This window comes from Actinoplanes sp. NPDC020271 (assembly GCF_044388125.1).
Lineage (GTDB): Bacteria > Actinomycetota > Actinomycetes > Mycobacteriales > Micromonosporaceae > Actinoplanes.
This window is the reverse complement of sequence record NZ_JBIRWQ010000032.1, coordinates 85425-109154: the sequence shown is the minus strand read 5'-3', so window position 1 is coordinate 109154 and position 23730 is coordinate 85425. Positions and strand designations below refer to the sequence as shown.

At 69.5% G+C, this 23730-nt stretch carries 25 protein-coding genes; 12 read left to right on the top strand and 13 right to left on the bottom strand.

The features are described from left to right. Positions 1 to 313: 313 nt before the first annotated feature. Positions 314 to 1492: an MFS transporter gene (locus tag ACH442_RS41825; RefSeq protein ID WP_396343696.1), complete on the bottom strand. Its 1179-nt coding sequence runs from the start codon at positions 1490 to 1492 to the stop codon at positions 314 to 316. A gap of 40 nt (positions 1493 to 1532) precedes the next feature. Between ACH442_RS41825 and ACH442_RS41820 the strand changes: the two genes are divergently transcribed. Continuing rightward, a complete protein-coding gene (locus ACH442_RS41820) occupies positions 1533 to 2693 on the top strand; it encodes a geranylgeranyl reductase family protein (protein ID WP_396343695.1) in 1161 nt (386 codons plus the stop codon). A 97-nt stretch (positions 2694 to 2790) separates the two neighbouring features. Here ACH442_RS41820 and ACH442_RS41815 read toward each other — a convergent pair whose 3' ends face one another. From ACH442_RS41815 to ACH442_RS41800, 4 genes are all read right to left on the bottom strand, one after another. Beyond that, entirely contained in the window at positions 2791 to 3309 is a 519-nt protein-coding gene (locus ACH442_RS41815) for a DUF6226 family protein (protein ID WP_396343694.1), read from the bottom strand. A 56-nt stretch (positions 3310 to 3365) separates the two neighbouring features. Then, on the bottom strand, positions 3366 to 3566 hold the full coding sequence (locus ACH442_RS41810; protein WP_396343693.1) for a DUF397 domain-containing protein: 201 nt from the start codon (positions 3564 to 3566) through the stop codon (positions 3366 to 3368). A 201-nt stretch (positions 3567 to 3767) separates the two neighbouring features. Beyond that, complete coding sequence (locus ACH442_RS41805) at positions 3768 to 4259, bottom strand: DUF397 domain-containing protein (protein WP_396343692.1); 492 nt, start codon at positions 4257 to 4259, stop codon at positions 3768 to 3770. 347 nt (positions 4260 to 4606) lie between these two features. Next, positions 4607 to 5053 carry a DUF6232 family protein gene (locus tag ACH442_RS41800; protein ID WP_396343691.1) on the bottom strand — a complete coding sequence of 149 codons (447 nt, stop codon included), beginning with the start codon at positions 5051 to 5053 and terminating at the stop codon, positions 4607 to 4609. 407 nt (positions 5054 to 5460) lie between these two features. Between ACH442_RS41800 and ACH442_RS41795 the strand changes: the two genes are divergently transcribed. Next, entirely contained in the window at positions 5461 to 5919 is a 459-nt protein-coding gene (locus tag ACH442_RS41795; protein ID WP_396343690.1) for a DUF2231 domain-containing protein, read from the top strand. Between the two features lie 63 nt (positions 5920 to 5982). On the opposite strand, the gene ACH442_RS41790 is transcribed toward ACH442_RS41795, so the two are convergent. Both ACH442_RS41790 and ACH442_RS41785 read right to left on the bottom strand, forming a co-directional pair. Next, the gene (locus tag ACH442_RS41790; RefSeq protein WP_396343689.1) at positions 5983 to 6867 is read right to left on the bottom strand and encodes a helix-turn-helix domain-containing protein; all 885 of its coding nucleotides are present in this window, start codon (positions 6865 to 6867) and stop codon (positions 5983 to 5985) included. Positions 6868 to 7075: 208 nt separating this feature from the next. Continuing rightward, complete coding sequence (locus ACH442_RS41785) at positions 7076 to 8032, bottom strand: LysR family transcriptional regulator (RefSeq protein ID WP_396343688.1); 957 nt, start codon at positions 8030 to 8032, stop codon at positions 7076 to 7078. Between the two features lie 105 nt (positions 8033 to 8137). On the opposite strand from ACH442_RS41785, the gene ACH442_RS41780 reads away from it, so the two are divergent. Then, the gene (locus tag ACH442_RS41780) at positions 8138 to 9019 is read left to right on the top strand and encodes an NAD(P)H-binding protein (RefSeq protein ID WP_396343687.1); all 882 of its coding nucleotides are present in this window, start codon (positions 8138 to 8140) and stop codon (positions 9017 to 9019) included. Between the two features lie 237 nt (positions 9020 to 9256). Here ACH442_RS41780 and ACH442_RS41775 read toward each other — a convergent pair whose 3' ends face one another. Genes ACH442_RS41775 through ACH442_RS41765 form a run of 3 tightly spaced genes read right to left on the bottom strand, consistent with a single transcriptional unit; the run spans position 9257 to position 12031 of the window. Continuing rightward, positions 9257 to 10561 (bottom strand): MFS transporter, encoded by a 1305-nt coding sequence (locus tag ACH442_RS41775; protein ID WP_396343686.1) that lies wholly within the window; start codon positions 10559 to 10561, stop codon positions 9257 to 9259. Positions 10562 to 10585: 24 nt separating this feature from the next. After that, positions 10586 to 11074 (bottom strand): NUDIX domain-containing protein, encoded by a 489-nt coding sequence (locus ACH442_RS41770; RefSeq protein WP_396343685.1) that lies wholly within the window; start codon positions 11072 to 11074, stop codon positions 10586 to 10588. A gap of 51 nt (positions 11075 to 11125) precedes the next feature. After that, positions 11126 to 12031, bottom strand: coding sequence for a Ku protein (locus ACH442_RS41765; protein ID WP_396343684.1), 906 nt, complete (start codon positions 12029 to 12031; stop codon positions 11126 to 11128). 93 nt (positions 12032 to 12124) lie between these two features. Here ACH442_RS41765 and ligD (ACH442_RS41760) point away from each other — a divergent pair, with 93 nt between their 5' ends. From ligD (ACH442_RS41760) to ACH442_RS41740, 5 genes are all read left to right on the top strand, one after another. Continuing rightward, complete coding sequence (gene ligD / locus ACH442_RS41760; protein WP_396343683.1) at positions 12125 to 13063, top strand: non-homologous end-joining DNA ligase; 939 nt, start codon at positions 12125 to 12127, stop codon at positions 13061 to 13063. Next, the gene (ligD, locus tag ACH442_RS41755) at positions 13056 to 13964 is read left to right on the top strand and encodes a non-homologous end-joining DNA ligase (protein WP_396343682.1); all 909 of its coding nucleotides are present in this window, start codon (positions 13056 to 13058) and stop codon (positions 13962 to 13964) included. The genes ligD (ACH442_RS41760) and ligD (ACH442_RS41755) overlap by 8 nt, the downstream gene beginning before the upstream one ends. Before the next feature lie 84 nt (positions 13965 to 14048). Continuing rightward, positions 14049 to 15521, top strand: a complete 1473-nt coding sequence (locus tag ACH442_RS41750; RefSeq protein WP_396343681.1) for an Ig-like domain-containing protein — start codon at positions 14049 to 14051, stop codon at positions 15519 to 15521. A 176-nt stretch (positions 15522 to 15697) separates the two neighbouring features. Next, positions 15698 to 16042, top strand: coding sequence for a PadR family transcriptional regulator (locus ACH442_RS41745; protein WP_396343680.1), 345 nt, complete (start codon positions 15698 to 15700; stop codon positions 16040 to 16042). Then, positions 16039 to 16557, top strand: a complete 519-nt coding sequence (locus ACH442_RS41740; RefSeq protein WP_396343679.1) for an HAAS signaling domain-containing protein — start codon at positions 16039 to 16041, stop codon at positions 16555 to 16557. The genes ACH442_RS41745 and ACH442_RS41740 overlap by 4 nt, the downstream gene beginning before the upstream one ends. A 48-nt stretch (positions 16558 to 16605) precedes the next feature. Here the strand turns inward: ACH442_RS41740 and ACH442_RS41735 are convergent, their stop codons facing one another. After that, positions 16606 to 18267 carry a DNA repair helicase XPB gene (locus tag ACH442_RS41735; protein ID WP_396343678.1) on the bottom strand — a complete coding sequence of 554 codons (1662 nt, stop codon included), beginning with the start codon at positions 18265 to 18267 and terminating at the stop codon, positions 16606 to 16608. Between the two features lie 197 nt (positions 18268 to 18464). On the opposite strand from ACH442_RS41735, the gene ACH442_RS41730 reads away from it, so the two are divergent. Next, positions 18465 to 19016, top strand: coding sequence for a hypothetical protein (locus ACH442_RS41730; RefSeq protein WP_396343677.1), 552 nt, complete (start codon positions 18465 to 18467; stop codon positions 19014 to 19016). Here ACH442_RS41730 and ACH442_RS41725 read toward each other — a convergent pair. Continuing rightward, positions 19003 to 21390, bottom strand: coding sequence for a helicase-associated domain-containing protein (locus ACH442_RS41725; protein ID WP_396343676.1), 2388 nt, complete (start codon positions 21388 to 21390; stop codon positions 19003 to 19005). The genes ACH442_RS41730 and ACH442_RS41725 overlap by 14 nt on opposite strands. A 78-nt stretch (positions 21391 to 21468) precedes the next feature. Between ACH442_RS41725 and ACH442_RS41720 the strand changes: the two genes are divergently transcribed. The 3 genes from ACH442_RS41720 to ACH442_RS41710 are packed head-to-tail and all read left to right on the top strand — an operon-like array spanning position 21469 to position 22752. Then, a complete protein-coding gene (locus tag ACH442_RS41720) occupies positions 21469 to 21636 on the top strand; it encodes a hypothetical protein (RefSeq protein ID WP_396343675.1) in 168 nt (55 codons plus the stop codon). Then, a complete protein-coding gene (locus tag ACH442_RS41715; RefSeq protein ID WP_396343674.1) occupies positions 21633 to 22301 on the top strand; it encodes an HAD family hydrolase in 669 nt (222 codons plus the stop codon). The genes ACH442_RS41720 and ACH442_RS41715 overlap by 4 nt, the downstream gene beginning before the upstream one ends. A gap of 46 nt (positions 22302 to 22347) precedes the next feature. Beyond that, positions 22348 to 22752: a cold-shock protein gene (locus ACH442_RS41710; protein WP_396343673.1), complete on the top strand. Its 405-nt coding sequence runs from the start codon at positions 22348 to 22350 to the stop codon at positions 22750 to 22752. 130 nt (positions 22753 to 22882) lie between these two features. On the opposite strand, the gene ACH442_RS41705 is transcribed toward ACH442_RS41710, so the two are convergent. Beyond that, entirely contained in the window at positions 22883 to 23695 is an 813-nt protein-coding gene (locus tag ACH442_RS41705) for a 1,4-dihydroxy-6-naphthoate synthase (protein ID WP_396343672.1), read from the bottom strand. Positions 23696 to 23730 lie beyond the last annotated feature (35 nt).

Below are 23730 nucleotides of genomic sequence, written 5' to 3'. Positions count from 1 at the left end.
ATGTTGTGTCCACAACGCACAGACGATCATGCGGTGGCCGTCCTCGTTCCCGCGGGACCCGAGGTCACCTCACGAATGGCGGCTGCCGTACTAGCAACGGTCAACGCCCCCGTTTACCCCCCGAAAACCCCTGCCAAAGGTCGACTATCAGTGACAGGTACTGATTGGTTGACGGTTGCGCCTGTGCAGGTCAGCGATGAATTTCGACGATCAATGACAAGATCAGGACTGTGGCGTTTGGTAAGCGTAGGTCGACGGTTCGATTCCGTCAGGCGGCTCCATGAAATGCCCAGGTCAGCGACCTGGGCATTTTTCATTGGCGGCGACCGGCGGCCAGCGGCGCGAGGGCCGGCGACAGCAGGATCGACAGGATCAGCAGTACGCCGACGGCCAGCAGTCCCCGGCTCACGGTCACGTGGTCGCCGAGGAAACCGATCAGCGGCGGCCCGCCGAGGAACGCGACGTAGCCGATCGACGCGACCACGCTGACCCGGGGCGCGGCTTTGGCCGGGTCGTCGGCGGCCGCGCTCATCCCGACGGGGAAGCCGAGTGAGGCGCCGACGCCCCAGAGCAGTGCGCCGGTGAAGGCCACGGCCGGGTGGGAGCCGAACGAGAAGAGCAGCAGCCCGCCGAGACCGATCACGGCGAGGGCGCGGACGACCGGGACTCGGCCGTGCCGGTCGAGCAGGCCGGGGCCGTACCAGCGTCCGATGGTCATCGCGGCCAGGAAGACGGCGAAGGCGAGGGTGCCGAGCGACGCCGAGGTGCCGTAGTCGTCGATCAGCGCGATGTTGATCCAGTCGATGCCGGCGCCTTCGGTGAACGCGAAGGCCAGCACGAACACGCCGATCAGCAGGGTGCGTGGCTCCCGCCAGAAGCGGATGAAGCCGGGTTCGTCGTCAGAGGAAGCCTCGGTCTCGTCCGGGCCGAACTTCTGCACGGCAAAGGCGACGATCACCGCCGACGCCCCGATCATGATCACCATGTGCACGGTGACCGAGATCCCCACGGCTACCGCTCCGGCGCCGATCAGTGCCCCGGCCACGGTCCCCACGCTGTACCCGGCGTGGAACCGCGGCATGATCGCCCGTCCGAGCCGCTGTTCCACGACGGCACCCTGCACGTTCATCGCCACGTCCCAGGCGCCGGTCGCGAAGCCGTAGACGTAGAGGCCGACGACGACGGGCAGCACCCCGTACTGGTAGCCGATCCCGACCGCGCTCATCGCCGCCCCGAGGACCAGCGCCGTCACGGTGACCGTCCGCCGGGAGCCGAATCGTCCGACTATGTGCCCGGCCAGCGGCAGCGAGGTGATCGAGCCGACCGCCGTGGCCAGCAGGACCAGCCCCAGCTTCGACGGGCTGAGCCCGAGCGAGTCGCGGATCTGCGGGATCCGGGCGGCGAAGCTGGCCATGGCCACGCCCAGGAAGATGAAGGCGAGATAGACCGCACGGGTGGTAGCACGCAGGTCGCCGTCGGTACTGGTGATCACTGACAGGAGGCTACCGGGGGGCGTGTCTAGACTTCAGCCCGTGCTGGTGGAACCGGAGTGGGACGTCGCGGTGATCGGGGCGGGTCCCGCCGGGCTCGCGGCCGCGCATGCCGCCGCGTCGGAGGGCGCGCGGGTCGTGGTGCTGGAGCGGGCCGAGCATCCGCGCTACAAGACGTGCGGCGGTGGCCTGCTCGGCAGTTCGCTGCGCCTGAGTGCGGAACGCCTGGCCGCGGTGCCGGTGCGGGACACGATCACGAGCCTGACCTTCACGCTGGACGGGCGCCGGGAGTTCACCCGGAGCTCAGCGGAGCCGCTGCTGTCTCTGGTCCGGCGCGACGACTTCGACCACGCCTGGTGCGACGCGGCGGAGAAGGCCGGCGCCGTCGTGCGGCCGAACACGCAGGTCCGTGCGCTGTCGCAGGACGAGGACGGGGTCACGATCACGCCGGCGAGCGGTGCGACGGTGACCGCGAGGGTGGCGATCGGCGCGGACGGTTCGGCCGGCATCACCAGTCGCCACGTCGGCGTCGTCTTCGAGCAGCAGGACCTCGGCCTGGAGGTCGAGCTGGAGGCCACGCCGGGAGATCAGGAGCACTGGCGGGGGCGGGTGCTGCTGGACTGGGGACCGGTCCCGGGGTCGTACGGCTGGCTCTTCCCGAAGGACGACGAACTGACCGTCGGCGTGATCATGGAGAAGGGTCGCGGCGCCGACACCAAGCGTTACCTGCGCGATTTCGTCGAGCGCCTGGGCCTGTCCGATCGCACGGTGCTCCGCGACTCCGGGCATCTGACCCGCTGCCGCGCCGCCACGTCACCGGTGCGCAAGGGGCGGGTGCTGGTCGCCGGCGACGCCGCGGGCCTGCTGGAGCCGTGGACCCGTGAGGGCATCAGCTATGCGATCCGGTCCGGGTCGTGGGCGGGCGAGGTCGCGGCCAAGGATCAAGAGCTTGGCGCGTACGACGTGAAGATCGCCGCCGAGCTCCAGCCCGAGATGGTTGCCGGCCGTCACCTGCTCGGCGTTTTCGCCCGGCACCCGTCGATCGTGCACACCGCGATCTCCACCGGCCTGGGCTGGCGCGCGTTCAGCGGCTTCTGCCGGGGTGACTTCTCGATGGCCGGTGCACTGGGCCGCCCCACGGTGAAGGCGGCGCTGCGCCTGCTGGGTAACCGCCCGCCGCAGGTCCAGCCCGCGGCCGGTTGAGAATCGCCGCCGGCCGACCGCACATCCGGTCAGGCCGCGGGGCGAGAATCGGCAGCCGACCGGCACTGGGCCGGCCGGCTGCCGCCCGACCGACGGGTCAGGCTCGCACCTGCCAGGGACCCCACTGCACCGGGGCGGCGAATCCGCCCCGCCGTGCCTCGCGGGCCCCGGCCGGTGAGAGGGGGCCTTCCTGATCGGCCCGCACGTCGGCGCCGATCAGTCTGGCCTCGAACCACGACCCGTTCAGGCCCCGCCGCACCCGTTCCCACAGTCCGCCTTCGACGAGCGCGGACGTGTGGCAGCGCAGTTGCGCGGTGAGGTGTTCAGGCCTCGTGTCGCAGGTGTCGCACCCGCACAGCGGCAGGTTCTCCCTCCACCACCGGCCGAAGTGCAGTTGCAGGCCGGTGTCGGTGAAGCGGATCCCCAGCGGCGCGGCCGCGAGGGTGCGGGGGATGAGCCGGACGGTCCGCGCGAGCGCCTCGTCGAGCCCGGGCGGCTCTTTGCTTTCCCGGCGCTCCACCTGGTAGCGCCCGGTCAGCTCGTCCAGCAGGGTGTCGGCCGCCTCGTGCAGCTCGGTGAAGCGGTCCGTTTCGGTGGCGTGCTGGTTGCCGTCCACCAGAGCAGTATGCCGCGCTCGGCCCGCGGCTCCCAGGCGCTCCGGTGGTGCCGGTTTCACGCGTTGCTGAATTCGTCGGCCTTGACTCCGGTGAGGAAGGCTTCCCACGCGGCCCGGTCGAAGTTCAGCGGAGTGTCCGCGGGATTCTTGGAGTCCCGCATCAGGAACCACTCGCCGTTCCTCGCGACCTCGACGCACGCCCCGCTGGAGCACCGTTTGCTCCGCCGCCAGTTTGATTCGCCGGTCGTTTTGATCATGTCTGTGCACCTCCGTGACGGTTCGTTTTCTACCGTAAGTGATGGTGAACGACACGGAAGGTCACCGGCATGAGTGAAAAAGAAAGCACGCCGCTTATCTCACTAATTGTGAGCTATGCGACGTGGATTAGTATTGAAATATGTAATTTGTGAGTACTTTTGACGGACCCGCTCCAACCGGAGCGGGCCGCTCAGAAGTCTTCAGAAACGGAACTCGCCCGCGCTGACGCCCTCGACGAACGCATCCCATTCGGCCTTCGTGAAGGACAGGGCAGCGGCCTCGGGGTTCTTGGAGTCGCGGATCAGGTAGGTGTCGTCGATCTTCGCGACCTCGACGCAGGTCGACGTGCCGCAGCGGCTGCTCTTCCGCCATGCGGGCGCGTTCATGTTCTCCATCTGGGGACTCTCCACGGTATTCTCGCCGGGCCCGTCGGTGGGCCGGCTCAATGGTTGTCTATGGACCCGAGGCGGCCGGTTGTGGCTTCCGTGTTCTCGGGCCGCTAGCTGCTGCCGGATGAAGATCATGTCTTTTTCGTCAGCGGCTTCGTGCCAGACCGCATTGACACGCGCGCGATGTTTCGCGATGGCTTCTCGGTCTTGATTCATTCCGTCACCGAGACGGGTCTCCCGGCACAGCGTCGCCCTCTCGCCAGTGGCGGGAGGGCCGGAACGGGTTTTGCTGGTGACTGTCACGCCATGATTGGACGAGACGATTCGGATCTCCGTGACCGGGCCGCCGGCCAACGATGTGTCCCGGAACGACGTGTGAACGGCTCGGACTCGCGCTCCGCGGAACGCGAACCGGCCGCGACGACGCGCGACGGTGGGTGTGTCACCCTCAGTCATGAGACCTTCATCGTTGAAGTGGTCGAACCGAGTCTGCCGTGGAGCCTAGTCACTTTGCTACCTCGCTGAATGCGAGTTGGCAATCAGCGAGGTCGCGGACATCCTAGTACCGTCTTATCAGAACGAGACGTGGCGGGTGGGGTTTTGGTTCGATTCCCCGGTGTCACCCGTTAGGAAAATGCCATCCGTACAGGTCAGGCCGCAGCCAATCCGTAACCCCAAGGGGTACGGCGACCGTCCTCCATGGCTCGTCGCAACGCCCGGCCGACCTGGTTGAAGACGCGGACGTCGGCGGAGGAGTAGAGGACGACGGCGGAACCCTGGTACTGGGCGTGGAGTTCCCAGCGTCGTGGCTCGCGCCAGAAGTAGGCGAGGACCGGACCGGCGATGGTCAAAAAGGCGATCACGTAGAGTGTCGGATGGGCCAGCAGGGTCCACCCGGCGGCGACCGAGAGCAGCACTCCGGCAGCGAGATGGGGAGCGTAGGGACGAGTCCGCGCCGGTGTCTGCACCAGCCCGACGTGACGGAGCTCGGCGACGGCGAAGCTCACGGACTCCGGAGACGTGTGCCAGGTGAAGAGCGCTTCGGTGACCTCGGCGTCGGACCCGAGATAGTAGGTGCGTGGGCCGCGTGTGCTCATGGCGCACTCCTTCTCGCGTTGCCTTGCGAGGTGGAGAAGACCGGGTCCACCATTGGCCCAAGAGCCAACCCCGCCTCGCTCGTGCTGCACTGGGACGGTCGCTGATGGAACGTCTGGCAGTGCGAAGTGTTGGAGAGAGAGGCAACGGCACCCGTTTGCCGCCGGGTGCCGTTGTTTTGTCTCTCCCTCCAACTCCGCCCTTGTTGCTCTACGCTCAGTGAAGCACGCCACGTATCGGTCCGCCACAGGGCTAACTGCCATGTTGCAGATTACGGAGAACCCGGCGACGGATGATGCGTGTGGCGCTCGGCATCCTCGATGGAGTTTCATCACTCGAAGTACCGGGCAAGCCAACCGATGAAGCCGCGACAATCCTGCATTTCCGCAGGTAGGAAGGGCGAATCCGGATGGAGAGCCGATTGAGTGTCGCGGGGCAGACGGTGCAACCCGTGCTGATCATGTTCCCGCTGGGCCTGTTCGCGATGGCCGTTTTGTTCGATCTCGCCGATTTGCTCGGCGGTCCTAACATTCTTGGCGCGCTGGCCTACTGGAACATTGCCGCGGGTCTGGTCGTCGGCGTGCTGGTCGCCGTGGCCGGTGCGGTCGACGTGATGTTCCTGCGCCGTCCACAGGCCCGCCGGCTGGGGGCGTTGCGCACGCTGATCAACATCGGGGTGCTGGTCGCGTTCGCCGTGATCATGATGGTCCGGGTCCGGGCGGCCGACCGGGTCGCCGGCGGTGGCCTGTTCTTGATCGAGGTGCTCGCCCTCGGCCTGGCCGTCTTCGGGGCCTGGTTCGCCGGTCAGCTGGCCAACGGCCACACCCCGGCGTTCGCCCGCGCGGCGGCCGGAGCCCGCGAGTACTGACAGTGCCGGGCGCACCGACCAGCCCTGGAGCGACTGGCGGCGGGGATCGTCGGAGGCGACGGCTCAGCCGGCATTCTCCAGAACGCTGATCTGGTTGTCGATGAAGGCGAGCGTGGTCGCTTCGTCGGCCACCTCCTCCCACACCCGGGCATACCGCGCGCGGTGCTTGTCGGTGGCGTCCCGGTCCTCCAGCATCTCGTCGCCGAGCCCGGTCTCCCGGTAGAGGACCTCACCCTCGCCGAGGGTCAGTAGGTCGAAGCTGGCGTTGTTGGTGACCGCGGCGTCCAGCGAGAACGGCACCATGCGCACGGTGATCGTGCCCTTGGCGATCAACTCCCGCAGCTCGCGCAACTGGGCCGCGAAGATCGTCGGACCGCCGATGGTGCGCCGCAGCACCGACTCGTCCACCATCACGAAGATGCTCACCTCGCCGGACTCGGCCCGGCTGAGCAGCGCCTCGCGACGCAGTCTGCGGGCCTCGATGCGGCGGCTGATCTGGTCGGGGGTCAACTCCTCCTCGAACCGGGTCATCAGCGCTTTCGCATAGTCCGGGGTCTGCAGCGGGCCGGGAACGTAGTAGATCGCGTACGACTTGATGCGCGACGCCTCGTGCTCATACTCGACCAGTTTGCGGGTCGCGTCGGTCAGGTTCTCCCGGAACTCGGGCGTCTGGAACCAGGCCTGGCGCTGCCGGGTGCGGGCGATGCGCGCGTCCGCCACCAGGGCGGCCACGGCCGTCCTGTCCTTGATGCCGAGGTACGACAGGAGGCTCTTCAGATCGTTCGGCGAGATCGACACGTCGCCGTTCTCGATCCGGATGACCTTGGAGAGCGACCACTCCATCTCCTCGGCGACCTGCGCCTGGGTGAGATCGGCCTGCTCGCGCGCCACGCGGAGCGCGAGCCGGACGCGCCGGCGTGCGACGGTGGGTGAATCGCCCTCAGGCATGTGTCCTTCAACGTGGTGATCGGCGGGCGGCGCCCGCGGGGGTTCAACTCCTAATTACTGTCCTATCAGAACAGCTGGCGCAAGCGCACGGTAGTGACAACCGCACGCCGGGTGCGGTTTGCCGGCCGCACCCGGACTCGGCCCGACCGGAGAAGCTCCGGAAATGGAAGCGGCACCCGGTTGCCGCCGGGTGCCGAACTGCTCCCCACTACGCATCCGCCCGCGTAGCTCTGTGAAATAAGTCAAGCACGCCATCCGGCTGTTCGCCAGCAGACAGAGTGCCATGCTGCAGGTTGCGTGTCGGCTGATCCCGGGTCGAGGCGGCCACCTCCCCACAGATCCGGACGAAAGCCGCGACCGCGGGGGAGCGGCTCTCCTGCGGCCAGGCCACCATCAAGGTGCTCGGCGGCAGGTCACGCACCGGCCGGTAGGCGATCGTCGGCCGTTGATGCCGGCGTGCCACCGAGACCGGCGTGAACAGCACCATGCTGCCGATCTCGATCAAGTTGAAGATCTGCGCCAGGTCCAGCTGCCGCGCCGGAACGGTGTCCCCGGTGTCCGGGCGGTCGGCCGGTGCGCCGCTCGGCAGGGTCCTCCCGGCGAAGTCGGCCAGGCACAGCTCGGTGTGCGCGGCGAGCGGGTCGCCGGCCGGCAGCGCGGCCACCCGCGGCTCGGTCAGCAGCGGCTCGGTGTCCAGTCCACGGTCGTCGAACGGGGCCGGCATCAGCGCCACGTCGGCCCGCCCGTCGCGCAACGCGGCCACCTGGTCGCCACGGCCGCCGAGCAGCACCTCGGCCGGGAGCGCGGCCGGGTCCCGCCGGAACTCGTCGAGGATCCGGGGCAGCATGCCGGCGTCGTAGTCGGCCTTGAGGGCCACGCGCAGCGCCGGTTGAGGGCGGCCGAGGTTGCGGGCACGGCGAGCGGCGGCCTCGACGGCGTCGAGCGCGAAGCGGGCGTCGTGGAGCAAAGACTGGCCGGCCGGGGTGAGGGCGACCTGGCGGGTCGTGCGCTCCAGCAACGAGACGCCGAGCTGCCGCTCCAGCTCCTTGATCGCCCGGGAGAGCGGGGGCTGGGCCATGCCCAGGCGCGCGGCGGCCCGGCCGAAATGCAGCTCCTCGGCGACGGCGACGAAGTAGCGCAGCTGGCGGACCTCCACGTCACTCATACCGCCACGGTATCAATGGCGTCCGGATCGGTCCTTCACCGTCGTCGCGCTCAGCGGTTGACTGATCGGCAAGTCACCCGTACCGGGAAATTGGGGTTGATCGTCATGATTGTCGTCACTGCACCCACCAGCAACATCGGCTCCCAGCTCCTCGACCGCCTGGTCGACGCCGACGCCGAGGTACGCGTGATCGCCCGCGACCCGAGCCGGATCCGGCCCGAGGTGCGTGAACGCGTCGAGGTGGTGGTCGGCTCGCACGGCGACGCCGACGTGGTGGACGCCGCGTTCGACGGCGCGGAGGCGGTGTTCTGGCTGGCCCCGCCGAATGACCAGGCGGACGACCTGCGCAGCGTCTACCTGGACTTTCTGGAGCCGGCACTGGCCGCCTGGGACAAGCGTGGGGTGGCCCGGGTGGTCGGCGTCTCCGCCCTCGGGCGCGGCACGCCGATGGCGGCCCGTGCCGGGCACGTCACGTACTCGCTGGAGATGGACGACCGGATCGCGGCGAGCGGGGTGGCCTACCGCGCGCTGACCATGCCGTCCTTCATGGACAACCTGCTCGGTCAGGCGGGCGCGCTGCGCAACGGGATGTTCTTCTCGCCGCTGCCCGGTGACCTGAAGGTGCCGACGTGCGCCACCCGGGACATCGCCGCGGTGGCCGCGCGCGAACTGCTCGACGACGGCTGGACCGGGTTCGAGGAGGTGCCGGTGCTCGGGCCGGAGGATCTGTCCAACTTCGATCAGGCGCGCATTCTCACCGACGTGCTCGGGCGGCCGATCCGATTCCAGCATGTGCCGGCCGACGCGTTCCGGGAGAACTTGATCACGAACGCCGGGATGTCCGAGGCCGTCGCTCAAGGGATGGTCGACATGATGACGGCCAAGGGGGCCGGCCTGGACAACGCCGAGCCGCGGACGCCCCGGGCCACGACGCCGACGACGTTCCGCACGTGGTGCGAGGAAGTGCTGCGGCCGGCTCTGGGCTGAGCTCCTGCGAGAGGCGCCGGGCCCACCGTGGGCCCGGCGCCTCCTCGTCGCAGTACGACGTCAGCGGTGCCACGTGCGGGCCCAGTCGTATTCGGTGGCGAGGTTCCCGACGGGAACCCCATCGGCCCGCCACTCGCACCGGTTGCACGCCGGACCGGTCACTGGCCGATACGCCGAGCAGACTGCGCCGGGTCGGAAGGATTGCCCTATTCCTGATGATCAATCGAGTCGAGGGGCTTATCCGGCGGATGCCGCGCGGGCCTCGGCCGAGGCGGCCCACTCGGCGTCGGCGGCCTGCTTGAGGGCGAGCCCGTGCTCGCCGTCGTAGCGGACGAACTTGGGCAGCGCCGCGGCCAGCGCGAGACTGCCGGCCACGCAGAGCGCGCCGCCGACCCAGATCGACCCGCCGACGCCCAGCGACGTGCGGGCCATCAGACCCGATCGCAGCTGACCCAGCAGGGGACCGGTGGTGTAGGACAGCATCTCGATCCCGGCGAGGCGGCCACGCAGGTGGTCGGGGATCGTCTGGTTCCAGATGATCATGCGGAACAGGCCCGAGACCATGTCGGCCGCACCGGCGAAGGCCAGGCAGAACAGGGTCAGCCAGAGCATGTGGGACAGGCCGACGCCGACGATCCCGACGCCCCAGAACGCGGCCGCGATGATCACCATGAGGCCGTGCCGGTGCACCCGCTCGGTCCAGCCGGACCCGACCGTGGCCAGCATCGACCCGACCGCCGGGGCGGCGTAGAGCAGGCCCAGCACTTCGGGGCCGCCGAGCCGGTCGGCCAGGAACGGATAGAGCGCGGACGGCATGCCGAAGAACATCGCGTTGATGTCGACCAGGTACGTGCCGAGCAGCTCGGGACGGGACTTGGCGTACTTGAGGCCGGTGACCACGCTGCTCAGCGACGGACGGTCGGCCGCCGGGGGCGGTGGCACGGCCTTGACCAGCGTCAGCAGCAGCAGCGAGACCGCGAACGTGAGCAGGTCGAACGTGTAGACCCAGGCCAGGTCGACGGTGGCGATCAGGATGCCGGCCAGGGACGGGCCGATCAGCTGGGAGAACTGCATGCTCAGCGACTTGAGCGCCATCGCGGCCGGGAGTTCCTCGGGCTTCACCAGCCGGGGCAGCATCGCGCCCATCGCGGGTTGTTGCAGGCCGGCGAAGGTGGCGGTGAGGAACGCGCAGACGTAGAGCAGCCACAGGTGCGGCTCGGCGGAGAGCGAGTTGATCAGCAGCAGCCCGCAGATCAGTGCGAGTGCGGCCTCACTTCCCCGGACCAGCAGGCGCCGGTCCACGAAGTCGGCGAGCGCACCACCGACGAACGCCATGATCAGGATCGGGGCGAGCTCGCACACGCCGATCAGGCCGACCATCAGCGGGTCGTCGGTCAGCTTCGCCACCTGGTACGGAATGGTGACGTAACTGATGAACGACCCGAAACTGGTCACCGCGCCGCTGAGGAAGACGAGCCGGAAATCCCGGGAGGTGCGTAACGGGGTGAGATCCACGCTCAGTCGGCGTTTGCGGTCAGCCATGATGGGCCATCCTGCCGAACCGGCTTACTTCATCACCAGGCGATTAGTTGTGTTGAAGATCTCCAGGTCGGCCAGCGCCTCGTCGAGCACGAACGACTTCGGGCCGGGCAGCGCGTCCAGAGCGAACCAGCCGGCGTCCACGCTCTCGTCGGTCTGCCGGAGCAGCTCGCCCTCCCAGCTGTGCACCACGAACGACATCAGGACCTGCTGGTACGTGTGGCCGTAGTCGTTGGTGTAGGTGTAGGCGGTGTAGAACGCGTACGGCGTCAGCGAGGTCGCCTTCAGCCCGGTCTCCTCCCAGAGCTCGCGGACCGCGCACTCCTCCATGCTCTCGCCCAGCTCCATCGCCCCGGCCGGGATCGCCCAGCGGTGATTGTCCGAGCGCTGGATCAGCAGCAGCCGGCCCTGCTCGTCGAGCACCACGGTGCGCGCGCCGACGAAGAAGATCGTGTCGGTGTCGCCGACACTCGCGCGCACCTTGCCCAGGTACGACTCAGCCCACGTCAATGCCACTGAGACACCCCGCCGGGGAAAGCCCGAAGAAAACCCATGGAGGAAGACTAACTACGCGGACTTCTTCGCGGCCTTGGTCGCGCGTGGTGTGGCGGCCTTCGCGGCCTTTTTCGCGGGTGTGGCCTTCTTCACGGCCTTCTTGGCCGGTTTTGCCGCGGGTTTCTCCTCGGGCGCCTCGCCGCGTGCCTTCTTGGCCCGCTCGACCGACGCCTTCAGCGCCGCCATCAGGTCGATCGCGGCCGGTGCGGCCTCCTCGGCCTCCTCCGGCTGGACCACCTCGCGGCCCTCCACCTTGGCGTCGATCACCTCCTGCAGCGCCGCCCGGTAGTTGTCGGTGAACTCGTCCGGCTGGAAGTCGGCGGCCATCGAGTCGATCAGCGAGCTCGCCATCGCCAGCTCGGCCGGCCGGGTCTCGATGTCGTCGTCGAGGAAACCGAACTCCGGCGTGCGCACCTCGTCGGGCCAGAGCATGGTGTTGAGCACGAGCACGTCCTCACGGACGCGCAGGGTGGCGAGCTGTTCCCGCTGCCGGAGCGCGATCTTGACGATCGCCACCCGGTCGGCGTCCCGCAGGGCGTCACGGAGCAGCACGTACGGCTTGGCGGCCTGCCCGTCCGGCTCGAGGTAATACGCCTTGGCGAACAGGATCGGGTCGATCTGCTCGGCCGGAACGAATTCCAGCACGTCAATGGCGCGTGACGTGCTCAACGGAAGATCAGCGAAATCCTCGTCGGTCAGGATCACCATTTCCCCGCCGCCGATGTCGTAACCCTTGGCGATGTCGTCGAAACTGACCACCTCGCCGTCGACCGAGCAGGTCCGCTGGTATTTGATTCGGCCCCCGTCGGTGCGATGGACCTGGTGGAAGCGGATGTCCTTCTCCTCGGTCGCGGAGAACAGGCGTACCGCGATCGACACCAGACCGAACGAGACCGCGCCCTTCCAGATCGCTCGCATGATCAACTCCAAATCCCCGCTCTACGGCACTCGATCAGGATGGCATTACTGAGACGCCTGCGTAAGGTGAATGCTTTTGCCTATGGTGATCGGGTGACGGGATCGCCGCTGTCCCCGATGCTCGCGACCGCGGGCGACCTCCCCATGGGCGCGGACTGGAGTTACGAGTTCAAGTGGGACGGGGTTCGCGTTCTCGCACTGTTCAGCGGCGGTCCGCCGCAGTTGTTCGCCCGGTCCGGGGCGGTGGTGACCGCGGCGTACCCGGAGATCGCCGACCTACACCTGCCCGAGGGGACACTGCTCGACGGCGAGATGGTCTGCTTCGACGCGGCCGGGCGGCCCTCGTTCACCGCCCTGGCGGAACGCATGCACGTGCGGGACAAGAACCGCGCCGCCCGGCTCGCCGCGACCCTGCCGGCCACCTACCTGATCTTCGACCTGCTCTATCTCGACGGCATCGACTACACCGGCCTGCCCTACCTGGCCCGGCGTGAGCGCCTGGAGGAACTGGACCTGGCCGGGTCGCGCTGGATGGTGCCACCCTCGTTCGGGGACGGTGCGGCGACGGCGGCGGCCGCCCGGGAGAACCGTCTCGAGGGCGTGATGGCCAAGCGCTCCGACTCGGTCTACCTGCCCGGGCATCGCTCGCCCGACTGGGTCAAGGTCAAGTTCGACCGGACCGGTGACTACGTGATCGGCGGCTGGCGGCCCGGTGCCCGCAAACTGGGCGGCATGCTGATCGGCGTGCCGACTCCGGACGGTCTCGCCTTTCGCGGGCGGGTCGGCGGCGGCATCGGCGCGGCCGCCGAGAAGGAACTGCTCTCGCGCCTGGGCCCGCTCGCCGCCACGGATTCGCCATTTGCCCCCGGCGCGGTGCCCCGAGAGGATGCCAAAGGCGCCAATTGGGTACGACCTGAGCTCGTGGCCGAGATTCGATACGGCAACCAGACGCCCGACCGCCGGCTCCGCTTCCCGCGGTTCCTCCGGTTACGCGACGACAAGCTGCCGGAAGAGTGTTCCGACGATGCCTGACCGGATCGTGGTGCGCCTCGCCGACCGGGACCTGGAGCTGTCCAACCTGGACAAGGTGATGTTCCCGGCGGCCGGGTTCACCAAGGGCGAAGTGATCGACTACTACACCCGGATCTCCCCGGTCCTGCTGCCGCACCTGCGGAACCGGCCGGTGACCCGCATCCGCTACCCCAACGGCGTCGACGGCGTGCATTTCTTCGAGAAGAACAAACCAGCCGGTACGCCGGACTGGGTGCGTCTGGAGACCCTGCCGGTGCCGGGCTCCACGAAGAGCCGGGAGACGATCGACTTCGTCGTCGTGGACGAGTTGCCGACCCTGGTCTGGCTGGCCAACCTCGCCGCGATCGAACTGCACACCCCGCAGTGGCGGATCGGGGCCCACCCGGACATGCTCGTCGTCGACCTCGACCCGGGCGCGCCGGCCGGGTTGCGTGAGTGCGGAGCGGTGGCGGTGCTGATGCGGGATCGGCTCGCCGAGGACGGGATCGCGGCGTACCCGAAGACGTCGGGGAAGAAGGGGATGCAACTCTGCTGCCCGATCGCGGGTACGCAGGACGCGGTGGTGGTCTCCGGCTACGCCAAGCGGGTCGCCGAGGAACTGGCGAAACTCGTGCCCGGGTCGATCACCGCGAAGATGGCCAAGCAATTGCGCCCCGGCAAGATCTTCATCGACTGGAGTCAGAACAACGCGGCGAAGACGACGGTGACGCCGTATTCGCTGCGGGCCGGTGCGTCACCGACCGCGTCGACGCCGCTGACCTGGGAAGAGACCGAGGCGATGGCGACCGGGGAGACGGAGGCGCGGCAGTTCAGCGGGGCCGAGGCCCTGGAGCGCGCCGAGGAGTTCGGTGACCTCCTGGCCGACCTGCGCCATCCCGGTCCGGCCGTGCCGACTTCGTGATCGTCTTTTCACCCGCCGCGCATCGACAGCAACGGGTCGGGGCCGTATCGTCCTCACGTTGATCTTTCCCTGGGGGATGCGGCGTTGAAGAAGCTTCGCGCGACCGCGGTCGCGGCACTGTCCAGTTCCTTGATCCTGACCGCGGGTTCGCCGGCCCTCGCCGACACCCCGGCCGACACCACCGATCCGGTGATCGGCAGCATCGGCCTGACCGACGGCCAGGTCTACAACCGGACGACCTCGGCGTTCACGCCGACGGTGAGTGACGACACCGGCGTCGTCATGCTGGAGACATTGGTCGACGGCGCTCACAGCCGGAAGTTCTCGGTCGCGAAAACCGGCATGCGCGTCTCGGCGGACCTGGTGAGCGTGCCGGACGGCACGGAGGTGGAGATCACGCTCCGGGCCTACGACGCGGCCGGGAACGTCGCCGCGAAGACCGTCCGGGTGATCGCCGACCTGCACGCGCCGACCGCGACGATCTCTCCGGCGCCTCTCACGGTGATGCACAGCGGACCACTCACGATCACGGTGCGCGACCTGCCGGACGACATTGCCAAGGTCGCCCTGTACGACTCCGCGACCGGCAACGACCTGGACGTCCGCACCGCGGCGCCGTGGACCTTCGACGTCACGGCCGTGCCCGGGAGGAAGTTCATCAGCGTGCGGTTGACCGATCTCCGCGGCAACGTCGGATACGCCGGGGCCACCTACGACATCGACGACACGCCGCCGGTGATCTCCGACCTCGCCTACAGCCGGGAACGCGTCGTGAGCTGGGCTCCGATCAACGTCAAGGTCACCACGGCGGGCGCCACCATCGCTCCGGCCGGCACGCTGACGGTGTCGGTCACCGATCCGACGCTGCGCAAGACCGAGTGGTACGTGGACGGCGAGCTGAAATCGACCGGCTCCACGCTGAACTGGGACGACCGGGCGTCGACGCGGACGTCCGCGACCATCGAGATCCGAGCCACCGACGCGCTCGACCAGACCACCAGCAAGGTGTTCCCGGTGGCGATCGACCGGACCGGCCCGGTGGTCACCGCGCTCACCCCGGCACAGAACGCGCTGGTCCGCGGCTCGTACTTCGTCACCGACAGCGAGGTCAGGGACCCCTCCGAGTTGGTCGACGCGGAACTCGTCGGGCTGCCGAGCATCGCCAACGCGCCCGGCGGTCTCGCGATCTACCCGAAGAAGGACGGTCCCTTCACCTTCACCTGGCGTTACGTCGACAAGCTGGGCAACGAGACCTTCGCGTCGCGGACCGTGAACGTGGACAACACGCGGCCGGGGCTGAAGCTGACCAAGGCGCCGAAGAACCTGGCGAAGGTCAAGGGCAAGGTGGCCGTCACCGCCACGGCCGGCGACAAGAACGGCGTCGCCAAGGTTCAGCTGCTGATCAACGGCAAGCTCGTCGCCACCGACTACCGCGCCGGTTACGCCTTCTCGATCAATACCGCGAAGTACGGCAAGACCTTCAAGATGCAGCTTCGCGCGTACGACCGGGCGGGCAACTACGTCTCCACGACCAGCCGCACCTACCGTCGCGGCTGAACCGCTGAACCGCTGAACCGCTGAACCGCTGAACCGCTGAACCGCTGAACCGCTGAACCGCTGAACCGCCCCGGGCCGCGTGCCCGGGGCGGTTTGTTGCCGGGGCGCTCACCCGTCGTACGCCAATCGAATCTTGATTCTTCTTCTACCTTGCGTCGCAAGGTACTCTGTGAGGCATGGCAGAGGGAGCGCAGTTGGCCTCCGGGCTCCGTCGTGGAACGTTGGAGTTCTGCGTGCTCGCGATGGTGGAGTTCGAGGATCGGTATGGCACGGAGATTGTTCGGCGCCTCGCCGAGGAGCAGACACTCGCCGCGACCGAGGGCACGATCTATCCGCTGCTCTCGCGGTTGCGCCGCGGCGGCCTGCTGGACAGCAAATGGTCCGAGTCGCCCAGCGGTCCGCCCCGGCGCTACTACAGCCTCACCCCGTCCGGGCGGTCCGCGCTCACGCACTTCCGCACCGAGTGGGTGTCGTTCCGTCAGACCGTCGACCGTCTCGTGGGAACCGGTGAGATCGCATGAAACCCAACCAGACCGACCTGGTCGGTGAGTACCTGCACGAGGTTGACCTGCGGCTGAGCGGCCTGCCGCTGCTCCAGCGCCGGGAGTTGCTGGCCGATCTGGCCGCGCACATCGCGACCGAGCGCACCGATCGGAACGTTCAGAGCGAAGGGGAGCTGATCGAGATCTTGGAGCGGCTCGGCAGCCCCGAGGTGGTGGCCGCGGCGGCCTACGAGGAAGCGGGCACGCCGCGGACGGCCGCGAGCGCGTCGCCTCCGCCGTTCACGTCCGCGTCGCCTCCGCCGCCGTTCGTCTCCGCGCCGCCACAGTTCGCGCCCATTCCACCGGATGCTCCGAAGCGGCCGGGCCCGCCGAAGTGGATCTTCGCGGCGCTGGCGGTCGTGGGTGTGGTGATCGTGCTGTGCCTCGGGGCGGCCCTCGTGACGAACCGGAGCGGCGAGGGGCCCGCGGCGCCGGCCGAGGCGACGGTGGCACCGGCCGCGCCGACAACTCCGGCGACTCCGCCGACGCCGTGATCCGTCACCGTCGACTCCGGAAACTCGGGGCCGACGGTGACGGGCCGGTCAGTCGACCTGGGGGAGCGGCGGGCCGAGCACGTCGTCCGCGTCCACGATCTTGTAGGCGTAACCCTGCTCGGCCAGGAAGCGCTGGCGATGCGCCGCATACTCCGTGTCGATGGTGTCGCGGGACACCACCGTGTAGAAGTGCGCCTGCCGCCCGTCGCCCTTGGGTCGCAGCACCCGGCCGAGCCGCTGCGCCTCCTCCTGCCGGGAGCCGAACGTGCCCGAGACCTGGATCGCCACCGCCGCCTCGGGCAGGTCGATGGAGAAATTCCCGACCTTCGACAGTACGAGCGTGCGCAGCTCACCGGAACGGAACGCGTCGAACAGCCGCTCCCGCTCCTTGTTCGTCGTCGCCCCCTCGACGATCGGCGCGTCCAGATAATCCCCCAGCGTGTGCAACTGATCGAGGAAACCGCCGATGACCAGCACCTGCTCGTCGGGGTGCTTGTCGACGAGAGCCTTCACCACCGGCAGCTTGGTGCGGGCGGTGGCGGCCGCCTTGTAACGCTCCTCGGCGTCGGTCACCGCATACGCCATCCGCTCGGCCTCGGTCAGCGTGACCCGCACCTCGACACACTCGGCCGGGGCGATCCAGCCCTGCGCCTCGATGTCCTTCCACGGGGCGTCGTAGCGCTTCGGGCCGATCAGCGAGAAGACGTCGCCCTCACGGCCGTCCTCCCGGACCAGGGTCGCGGTCAGCCCCAGCCGGCGGCGGGCCTGCAGATCCGCGGTGAAACGGAAGATCGGCGCCGGCAGCAGGTGCACCTCGTCGTAGATGACCAGCCCCCAGTCCCGCGCGCCGAACAGGTCCAGGTGGGTGAACGCCCCGCCGCGGCGGGACGTCAGCACCTGGTACGTCGCGATGGTGACCGGGCGGATCTCCTTGCGCTCGCCGCTGTACTCCCCGATCTCGTCCTCGGTCAGCGACGTGCGCGCGATCAGCTCCCGCTTCCACTGCCGGCCGGCGACCGTGTTGGTCACCAGGATCAGCGTGGTCGCCTTCGCCGTGGCCATCGCGGCCGCGCCGACCAGGGTCTTGCCCGCGCCACAGGGCAGCACGACCACGCCGGAACCACCGGCCCAGAAGCCGTCGACGGCCTCCTGCTGATACGACCGGAGGGTCCACCCGTCCTGCGCCAGCTCGATCGCGTGCGCCTCGCCGTCGACATAACCGGCCAGGTCCTCGGCCGGCCAGCCGAGCTTGAGCAGCGCCTGCTTGAGCCGGCCGCGCTCGGAGCCGTGCACCGCGATCGTCTCGTCGTCGAGGCGCGCGCCGAGCATGCCGGCCAGCTTCTTCGACTTCGACACCTCGAGCAGGACGATCTTGTCGAGCCCGCGCAGGACGAGCCCGTGCACCGGGTCGTTGAGCAGTTGCAACCGCCCGTAGCGGTCCATCGTCTCGGCGACGTCGACCAGCAGCGCGTGCGGCACCGGGTAGCGCGAGAACTTGATCAGGGCGTCGACGACGCTTTCCGCATCGTGGCCGGCGGCCCGCGAATTCCACAGCCCCAGCGGGGTCAACCGGTACGTGTGGACGTGTTCCGGCGAGCGCTCCAGCTCGGCGAACGGGGCGATCGCCATCCGGCAGGCCTGCGCGTCCGGGTGGTCGACTTCGAGGAGCAGGGTCTTGTCCGACTGCACGATCAGTGGTCCGTTGGTCACGCGTCTGTCCTTCACCGAACGGAAAAGCCAACCATTCAGTGTGCCACGGAAACGGGGTGCAACATTTCCGCACGCCGGCGCGTGTACCGAAGTGTGGGGTGGATTCCGGCCGGCCTCGCACTCGGCCGGAATCCACGCCATGCCCGGCCGGGTCGTGGCGCGACGGGGGCGTTCACGGCCCGGCAGAATCCACCCGCATGAGCGTGCTGGACTCACTCGACGGCGCCCGCGTGCACGACATCATCGTGCCCGGCTATCTCGACACGGGCCGCGGGCATCCGCAGTTCGCGCAGCTCGGCGGGGCTGTCTACCTGGAGCTGGAACTCGATCGCCGCTTCCTGCTGATCGACGGGTCCCCGGCGCAGGGCTCTCTGACGCTGGAGATCGTCGACCGGATCGCCGCGACGCGGTGGCTCGACGACGAGGACGAGGAGTTCGCCACCGCGTACATCGGGGGCCTGTTCTTCGATCGCGGGAGCGCGCCGCGGATCACCCGGATCCGGTATGCGGTCAACGGCGAATCCGAGCTCGATCGGGGCGTGCTCCGGTGCGCCGAGTTCCGTCTCGGCTCCACCACCCACCTGTTCTTCGACCCGATGACCTTCGAACGGCTTCAGCTCGGCGTGAGCGGCGGCTACGAGGACTGGCAGCGGGAGTCCCGCGACCGCGAACGGACGATCTTCGGCTACACCGAGGAGCACGTCTGGGAGCCGGCCACGCCTCCGGGGGAGCGGCTCAGTCCTCGGTGACCGCGGCCGTTATGCGGTGCAGGGCGAACGTGTGCAGGTTCTCCCCGCGCTCGTCCTCGGCCCGCAGGTAACCGGCGCTCAGCGACACCGGCCGGACCAGCCGGGACAGCGTCGCGCCGTGCGAGTCCACATACCCCACCCAGACCCTCGCCCGATCGCGCACCGCCTGCTGCAGCACCGCCATCGCCTGGCTGTGCTGCTGCACCGCGGTCAGCCCGGGCACCGCCTGCCCCTGCGCGGCCCGCACGGTCACCGGCGCCCGCCGGGCCGCCCGGGTCGCGACGTCGCCCTTGCGGAGTTGCTCGACGACCCCGGCCAGGCGCGGCCCGACCAGGGTCGGCGGGCCGGTCGGCTCGACGACCCGCGGGCTGCGGGACGGCGCGCGACGGGCTTTCGGCCTGGTCAGCACCGCGGCGCCGCCCGCGTCCTCGGCGACCGGGGCGAAGCCGGCCTCGCGCAGCGCGCCGAGCAGCCGGGCCACCGGGCGCGGGCTGACCAGCACGGTCGGCGCGATCCGGCGCAGGTCGAGGCCGAACAGCTTCTTCTCGCTGAGCACCTCGGCGATCAGGGCCTCGTCGTCGCTGCGCAGGTAGGACCCGGCGGATCCGCTGCGCAGACCGCCGTGCTTACGGGCGGCGTCGTCGATCAGGTACTCCAGCGTCTGCGGCACCGGGGTTCGGGACCGCCGGCGGAACACCGCGTGCAGGTCGGTGGCGGTGTAACCGACGTCCAGCGCCCGGCGGACGCTGGCCGGGGTGACCCGGAAGACGCTGGCCCCGCCGACCGACTCGGGCTCGGCGATCACGTCCAGTTCGCCGGCCAGTTCCGGCTCGGGTGGGCCGGGCACGACCACGGTCAGGTCGGCCTGGACCAGCACGTGGTCGACCGGGGCGGGCAGGAGCACGTCCAACGCCCGTACGGCGTCGGCCGGGGTTTCCTCCGGGTGCACGCCGAGCGGATCGCTCTCGGTCACCTCCGGATCGGTGAGCAACAGCCGCGCGTACGACGTGACGGCCCCGAGCCCGGTGACCCCGAGAAGCGCGGCCCCCGTGTACCCGTCGCGGTGCCCGAGCTCGCGTCCCCGGGCCCGCCGCGGCGCCTGCCAGGCCAGCAGGGCCAGCAGGTCGTCGACCGCGGGCGCCGAGCCGGGTTCCAGGTCGGCGAGCGCGTCGAGCGCTTCGCGCCGGGCCTGCGGGGCGCCCGCTCGTTCGGCGTCGGGGGCGAGCGCGTTGATCGGCCGGTCCCGCTCGTCCCGCTTGCCGACCAGGCCGGGCTGGCGGGTCATGGTCAGCCAGGCGCGGGCCAGGACGGACCAGCGGTGGGCCATGCCGGTGGCGCGCCACAGGTCGTACGTCCCGGTGGGCAGGAAGATGTCCTGCACCGCGCCCGGGGCCCGGTGTACCGGGGTCTCCGACTCGCCGAGCAGCCCGGCCGCATACGTCACCTCGACCAGCAGCGCCGCGCCGGCTTCGTCGACACCGGCCGCCCGGGCCAGCCGTTTCAGGTCGCGCACGCCCAGCCCGCCGGTCTTGAGGATCGGGGCGGGCTCGGCGGCGAGCGCCTCCAGCACCGCCTCGGCGGCCCGGACCGCCTCCATGGTCTGCCCGGCCCCGGCCGAGTCGACCGCTTTCAGGTCGCGGACGGTCGCCTCCGGGATCGGCGGGAACGGCCGCAGCGCGCCCAGCGGCCCGGTGTCGCGCCGCAGCAGCAGCCCCACCTCGCGGGGCAGCTCGACCAACTCGCCGTCCGGGCGCGGCGCACGGCCGGCCTCCGAGATCGGGACCAGGACGTGCTGTTCCACCAGCCACTGAATGGGTTCGGCGACATCACCACGGCTGAGTGAGCCGACCGGCGGGCCGGCGGCGAGCCGGTCGAGCACGGCGCGGGCGCCCGGCGGCGCGGCCAGCACCGTGCGGCGCAGGCGGGCGCGGTCGGCGACCAGGGCGGCGGCGTGCGGGTCGAGGTAGTCGGCGGGGCGGCCCAGGCCGGCCGGGTACGGCGAGGTCACCTCGTCGACCGCGCTCACCACCTGCAACGCCTCCGGCGGGCCGTGCAGCAGGAAACGCGCCCGCAGGCGGTCGACCGCGACGCGTACGTCGTCCTCGGCCACCCCGGTGGCCAGTTCCAGAATGGCGTCCACGGAGGTCAGGGCGGTGTCGGCCGCGCGGGTGACCCGGGCGGCGTCGAGGATCGTGAGGGTGAACTCGTCCAGCCCGTCCAGACAGCGGGCGACCGATCCGCGCGACTGCGCGCGGACGGCCAGCGCCGAGATGTCGGCGGGCACCGGGACGACGAGGTCAGGGCGCAGCTGAAGGAGCGCGCCCAACGCCTCGTCGGGCAGCGACCGGAGTTGATCCGCAAATGTGGTGGCCATCGTCTTCAACGCTAACGTTCATGGGACGATGGTGACGGGTCCGGGCGTGGCCGGGCCCCGATCAGAGGAGGACCGAACGTGGCGTCGAAGGCCAAGAATCCCGAGAGCCCGGCTCTGAAGGGGCACCTTCAGGTTTCCGAGCTGGTCTCCGACCGGGCCGCCGCCCCGTCGCCGTTCGGCGACGACCAGACTTTCCCACTGCCGATCGAGCAGCTGCGGCGTCTGCCGGAGTCGCAGACCCATTGAGTCCCAGGTCGGAAACCGCCGGGGCGGAGCGGACCTCGCCGGTCCCGGCGGTCGGTTTCGATCTGGACATGACCTTGATCGACTCGCGGCCGGGCATCCGGGCGGCCTACCGGGCGCTGACCGAGCGGACCGGTGTCTTCGTCGACGCCGATCTGGCGGTGACGCGGCTCGGCCCACCGTTGCGGACCGAGTTGGGTCACTGGTTCCCGGCCGAGGCGGTCGAGGAGGCGGTCACCATCTACCGCGGGCTGTACCCGGAGTTCGCGATCACGCCGTCGGTCCCGACCGCGGGAGCCGTCGAGGCGCTCGCCGCGGTCCGTTCGGCCGGGCTGCGGGTCGTCGTGGTGACCTCGAAACTGGGCCGGCTGGCGCAGTTGCACCTCGATCATCTGGGTATGCGGTCCGACGAGCTCGCCGGTGACCTGTTCGCCGAGGGCAAGGCATCCGCGCTGGTGGAGCACGGGGTGCGGTGGTATGTCGGCGATCACGTGGCCGACATGGTCGCCGCTCGCACGGCCGGCGTGCCCGGGATCGGTGTAACGACCGGTCCGTGCTCGGCAACTGACCTCGAAAACGCGGGCGCCACGTACGTACTGTCCGACTTGACCGCATTCCCGGCCCTACTGGATGAGATTGCAGTTGGGTCCGGGCCTGGAGCTGGATAGGCTCCCCGTGAGCAGTTGTGTCCATTGAGTGAAGTTGAGGTCAGCGGTGCCCACGGGTCGAGTGAAGTGGTACGACGCGACGAAGGGATTCGGATTCGTCACCAGTGATGAGGGCGGCGACGTGTTCCTGCCCAAGGGTGCGCTGCCGGCGGGGGTCATCGACCTGAAAACGGGACAGCGGATCGAGTTCGGCGTGGTGGACAGCCGCAAGGGCGCCCAGGCGCTCGGCGTGAAACTCCTGGACGCACCGCCGTCGCTGGCAGCGCGGGATGCCGAGGCGCGCCGCCGTCCGGCTGAGGAGACGGCCAGCATGATCGAGGACATGATCAAGGTGCTGGAGACGTCCGTGCAGCCCACGCTGCAGCGCGGCCGTTATCCGGACAAGAAGGCCGCCGCGAAGATCGCGCAGCTGCTGCACGCGATCGCCGACGAGTTCGACCGGGCTGGTTGATCGGCTCCGCTTCGCTCCGCGGCGATTGCCTGCTGACCGGTGAGACGGCAGGCGTTTTCACCGTCGGCGAACCCCGCGGCCGCCGGAAGACCAGGTGCCATCTCACCGGCGGTGATCGCAGGTCTCGGACTTAGCGAAGTGGGGGCACGGCAGGCGTCAGACCCGCCGCCGCCGCACGCCCGAGCAGGGCGTCGGCGGCGGCGAGTCCGTCCTGGCCCAGGTTCAGCGTGAACTCGTTGACGTAGAGCCCGATGTGCTGCGTCACCACGGCCGGCTCCATCTCCTGCGCGTTGGTGAGAATGAAGTCCTGGCTGGCGGCCGGGTCGAGCCAGCCCTTGCGCAGCGACTCGCGGATCCACTCGGCGGCCTGCTCCGGGTCGACCGTGCCCTTCTTGGCCAGGATCGCGCCGAGCGGAATCGGCAGGCCGGTGTCCGCTTCCCACCACTCGCCGAGGTCGGCCAGCGCGGTCAGCCCGTAGCGCTGGTACGTGAAGCGGGCCTCGTGGATGACCAGGCCGGCGTCGAACGTCCCGTCGGCCACCCCGGGCATGATCTGGTGGAACGGCACCACTTCGATCTTCGCCGGCGGGTTCTTCGCCGACCAGAGGCGCATCAGCAGGTACGCCGTGGTCCGGTCCCCGGGCACCGCCACGGTCGCGCCGGACAGGTCGGTGCGCTGATCGCGGGTGAGCACCAGCGGACCGCAACCCCGGCCTAGGGCGCCGCCGCAGGGCAGCAGATCGTACTGGTCGAGCAGCCACGGCAGCGCCGCGTAACTGACCTTGACCAGGTCGAACTCGCCCCGCTCGGCGGCCGTGTTGGTCACGTCGACGTCCGCGAAGGTCAGGTCGACGGCGGGCGCGCCGGGGACCAGCCCGTGGATCAGAGCGTGGAAGACGAACGTGTCATTGGGGCATGGGGAGACCGCGAGGGAGAGCGCCACGTGACCACGCTATCCCCGCTGCGGCCGGGTGCTCG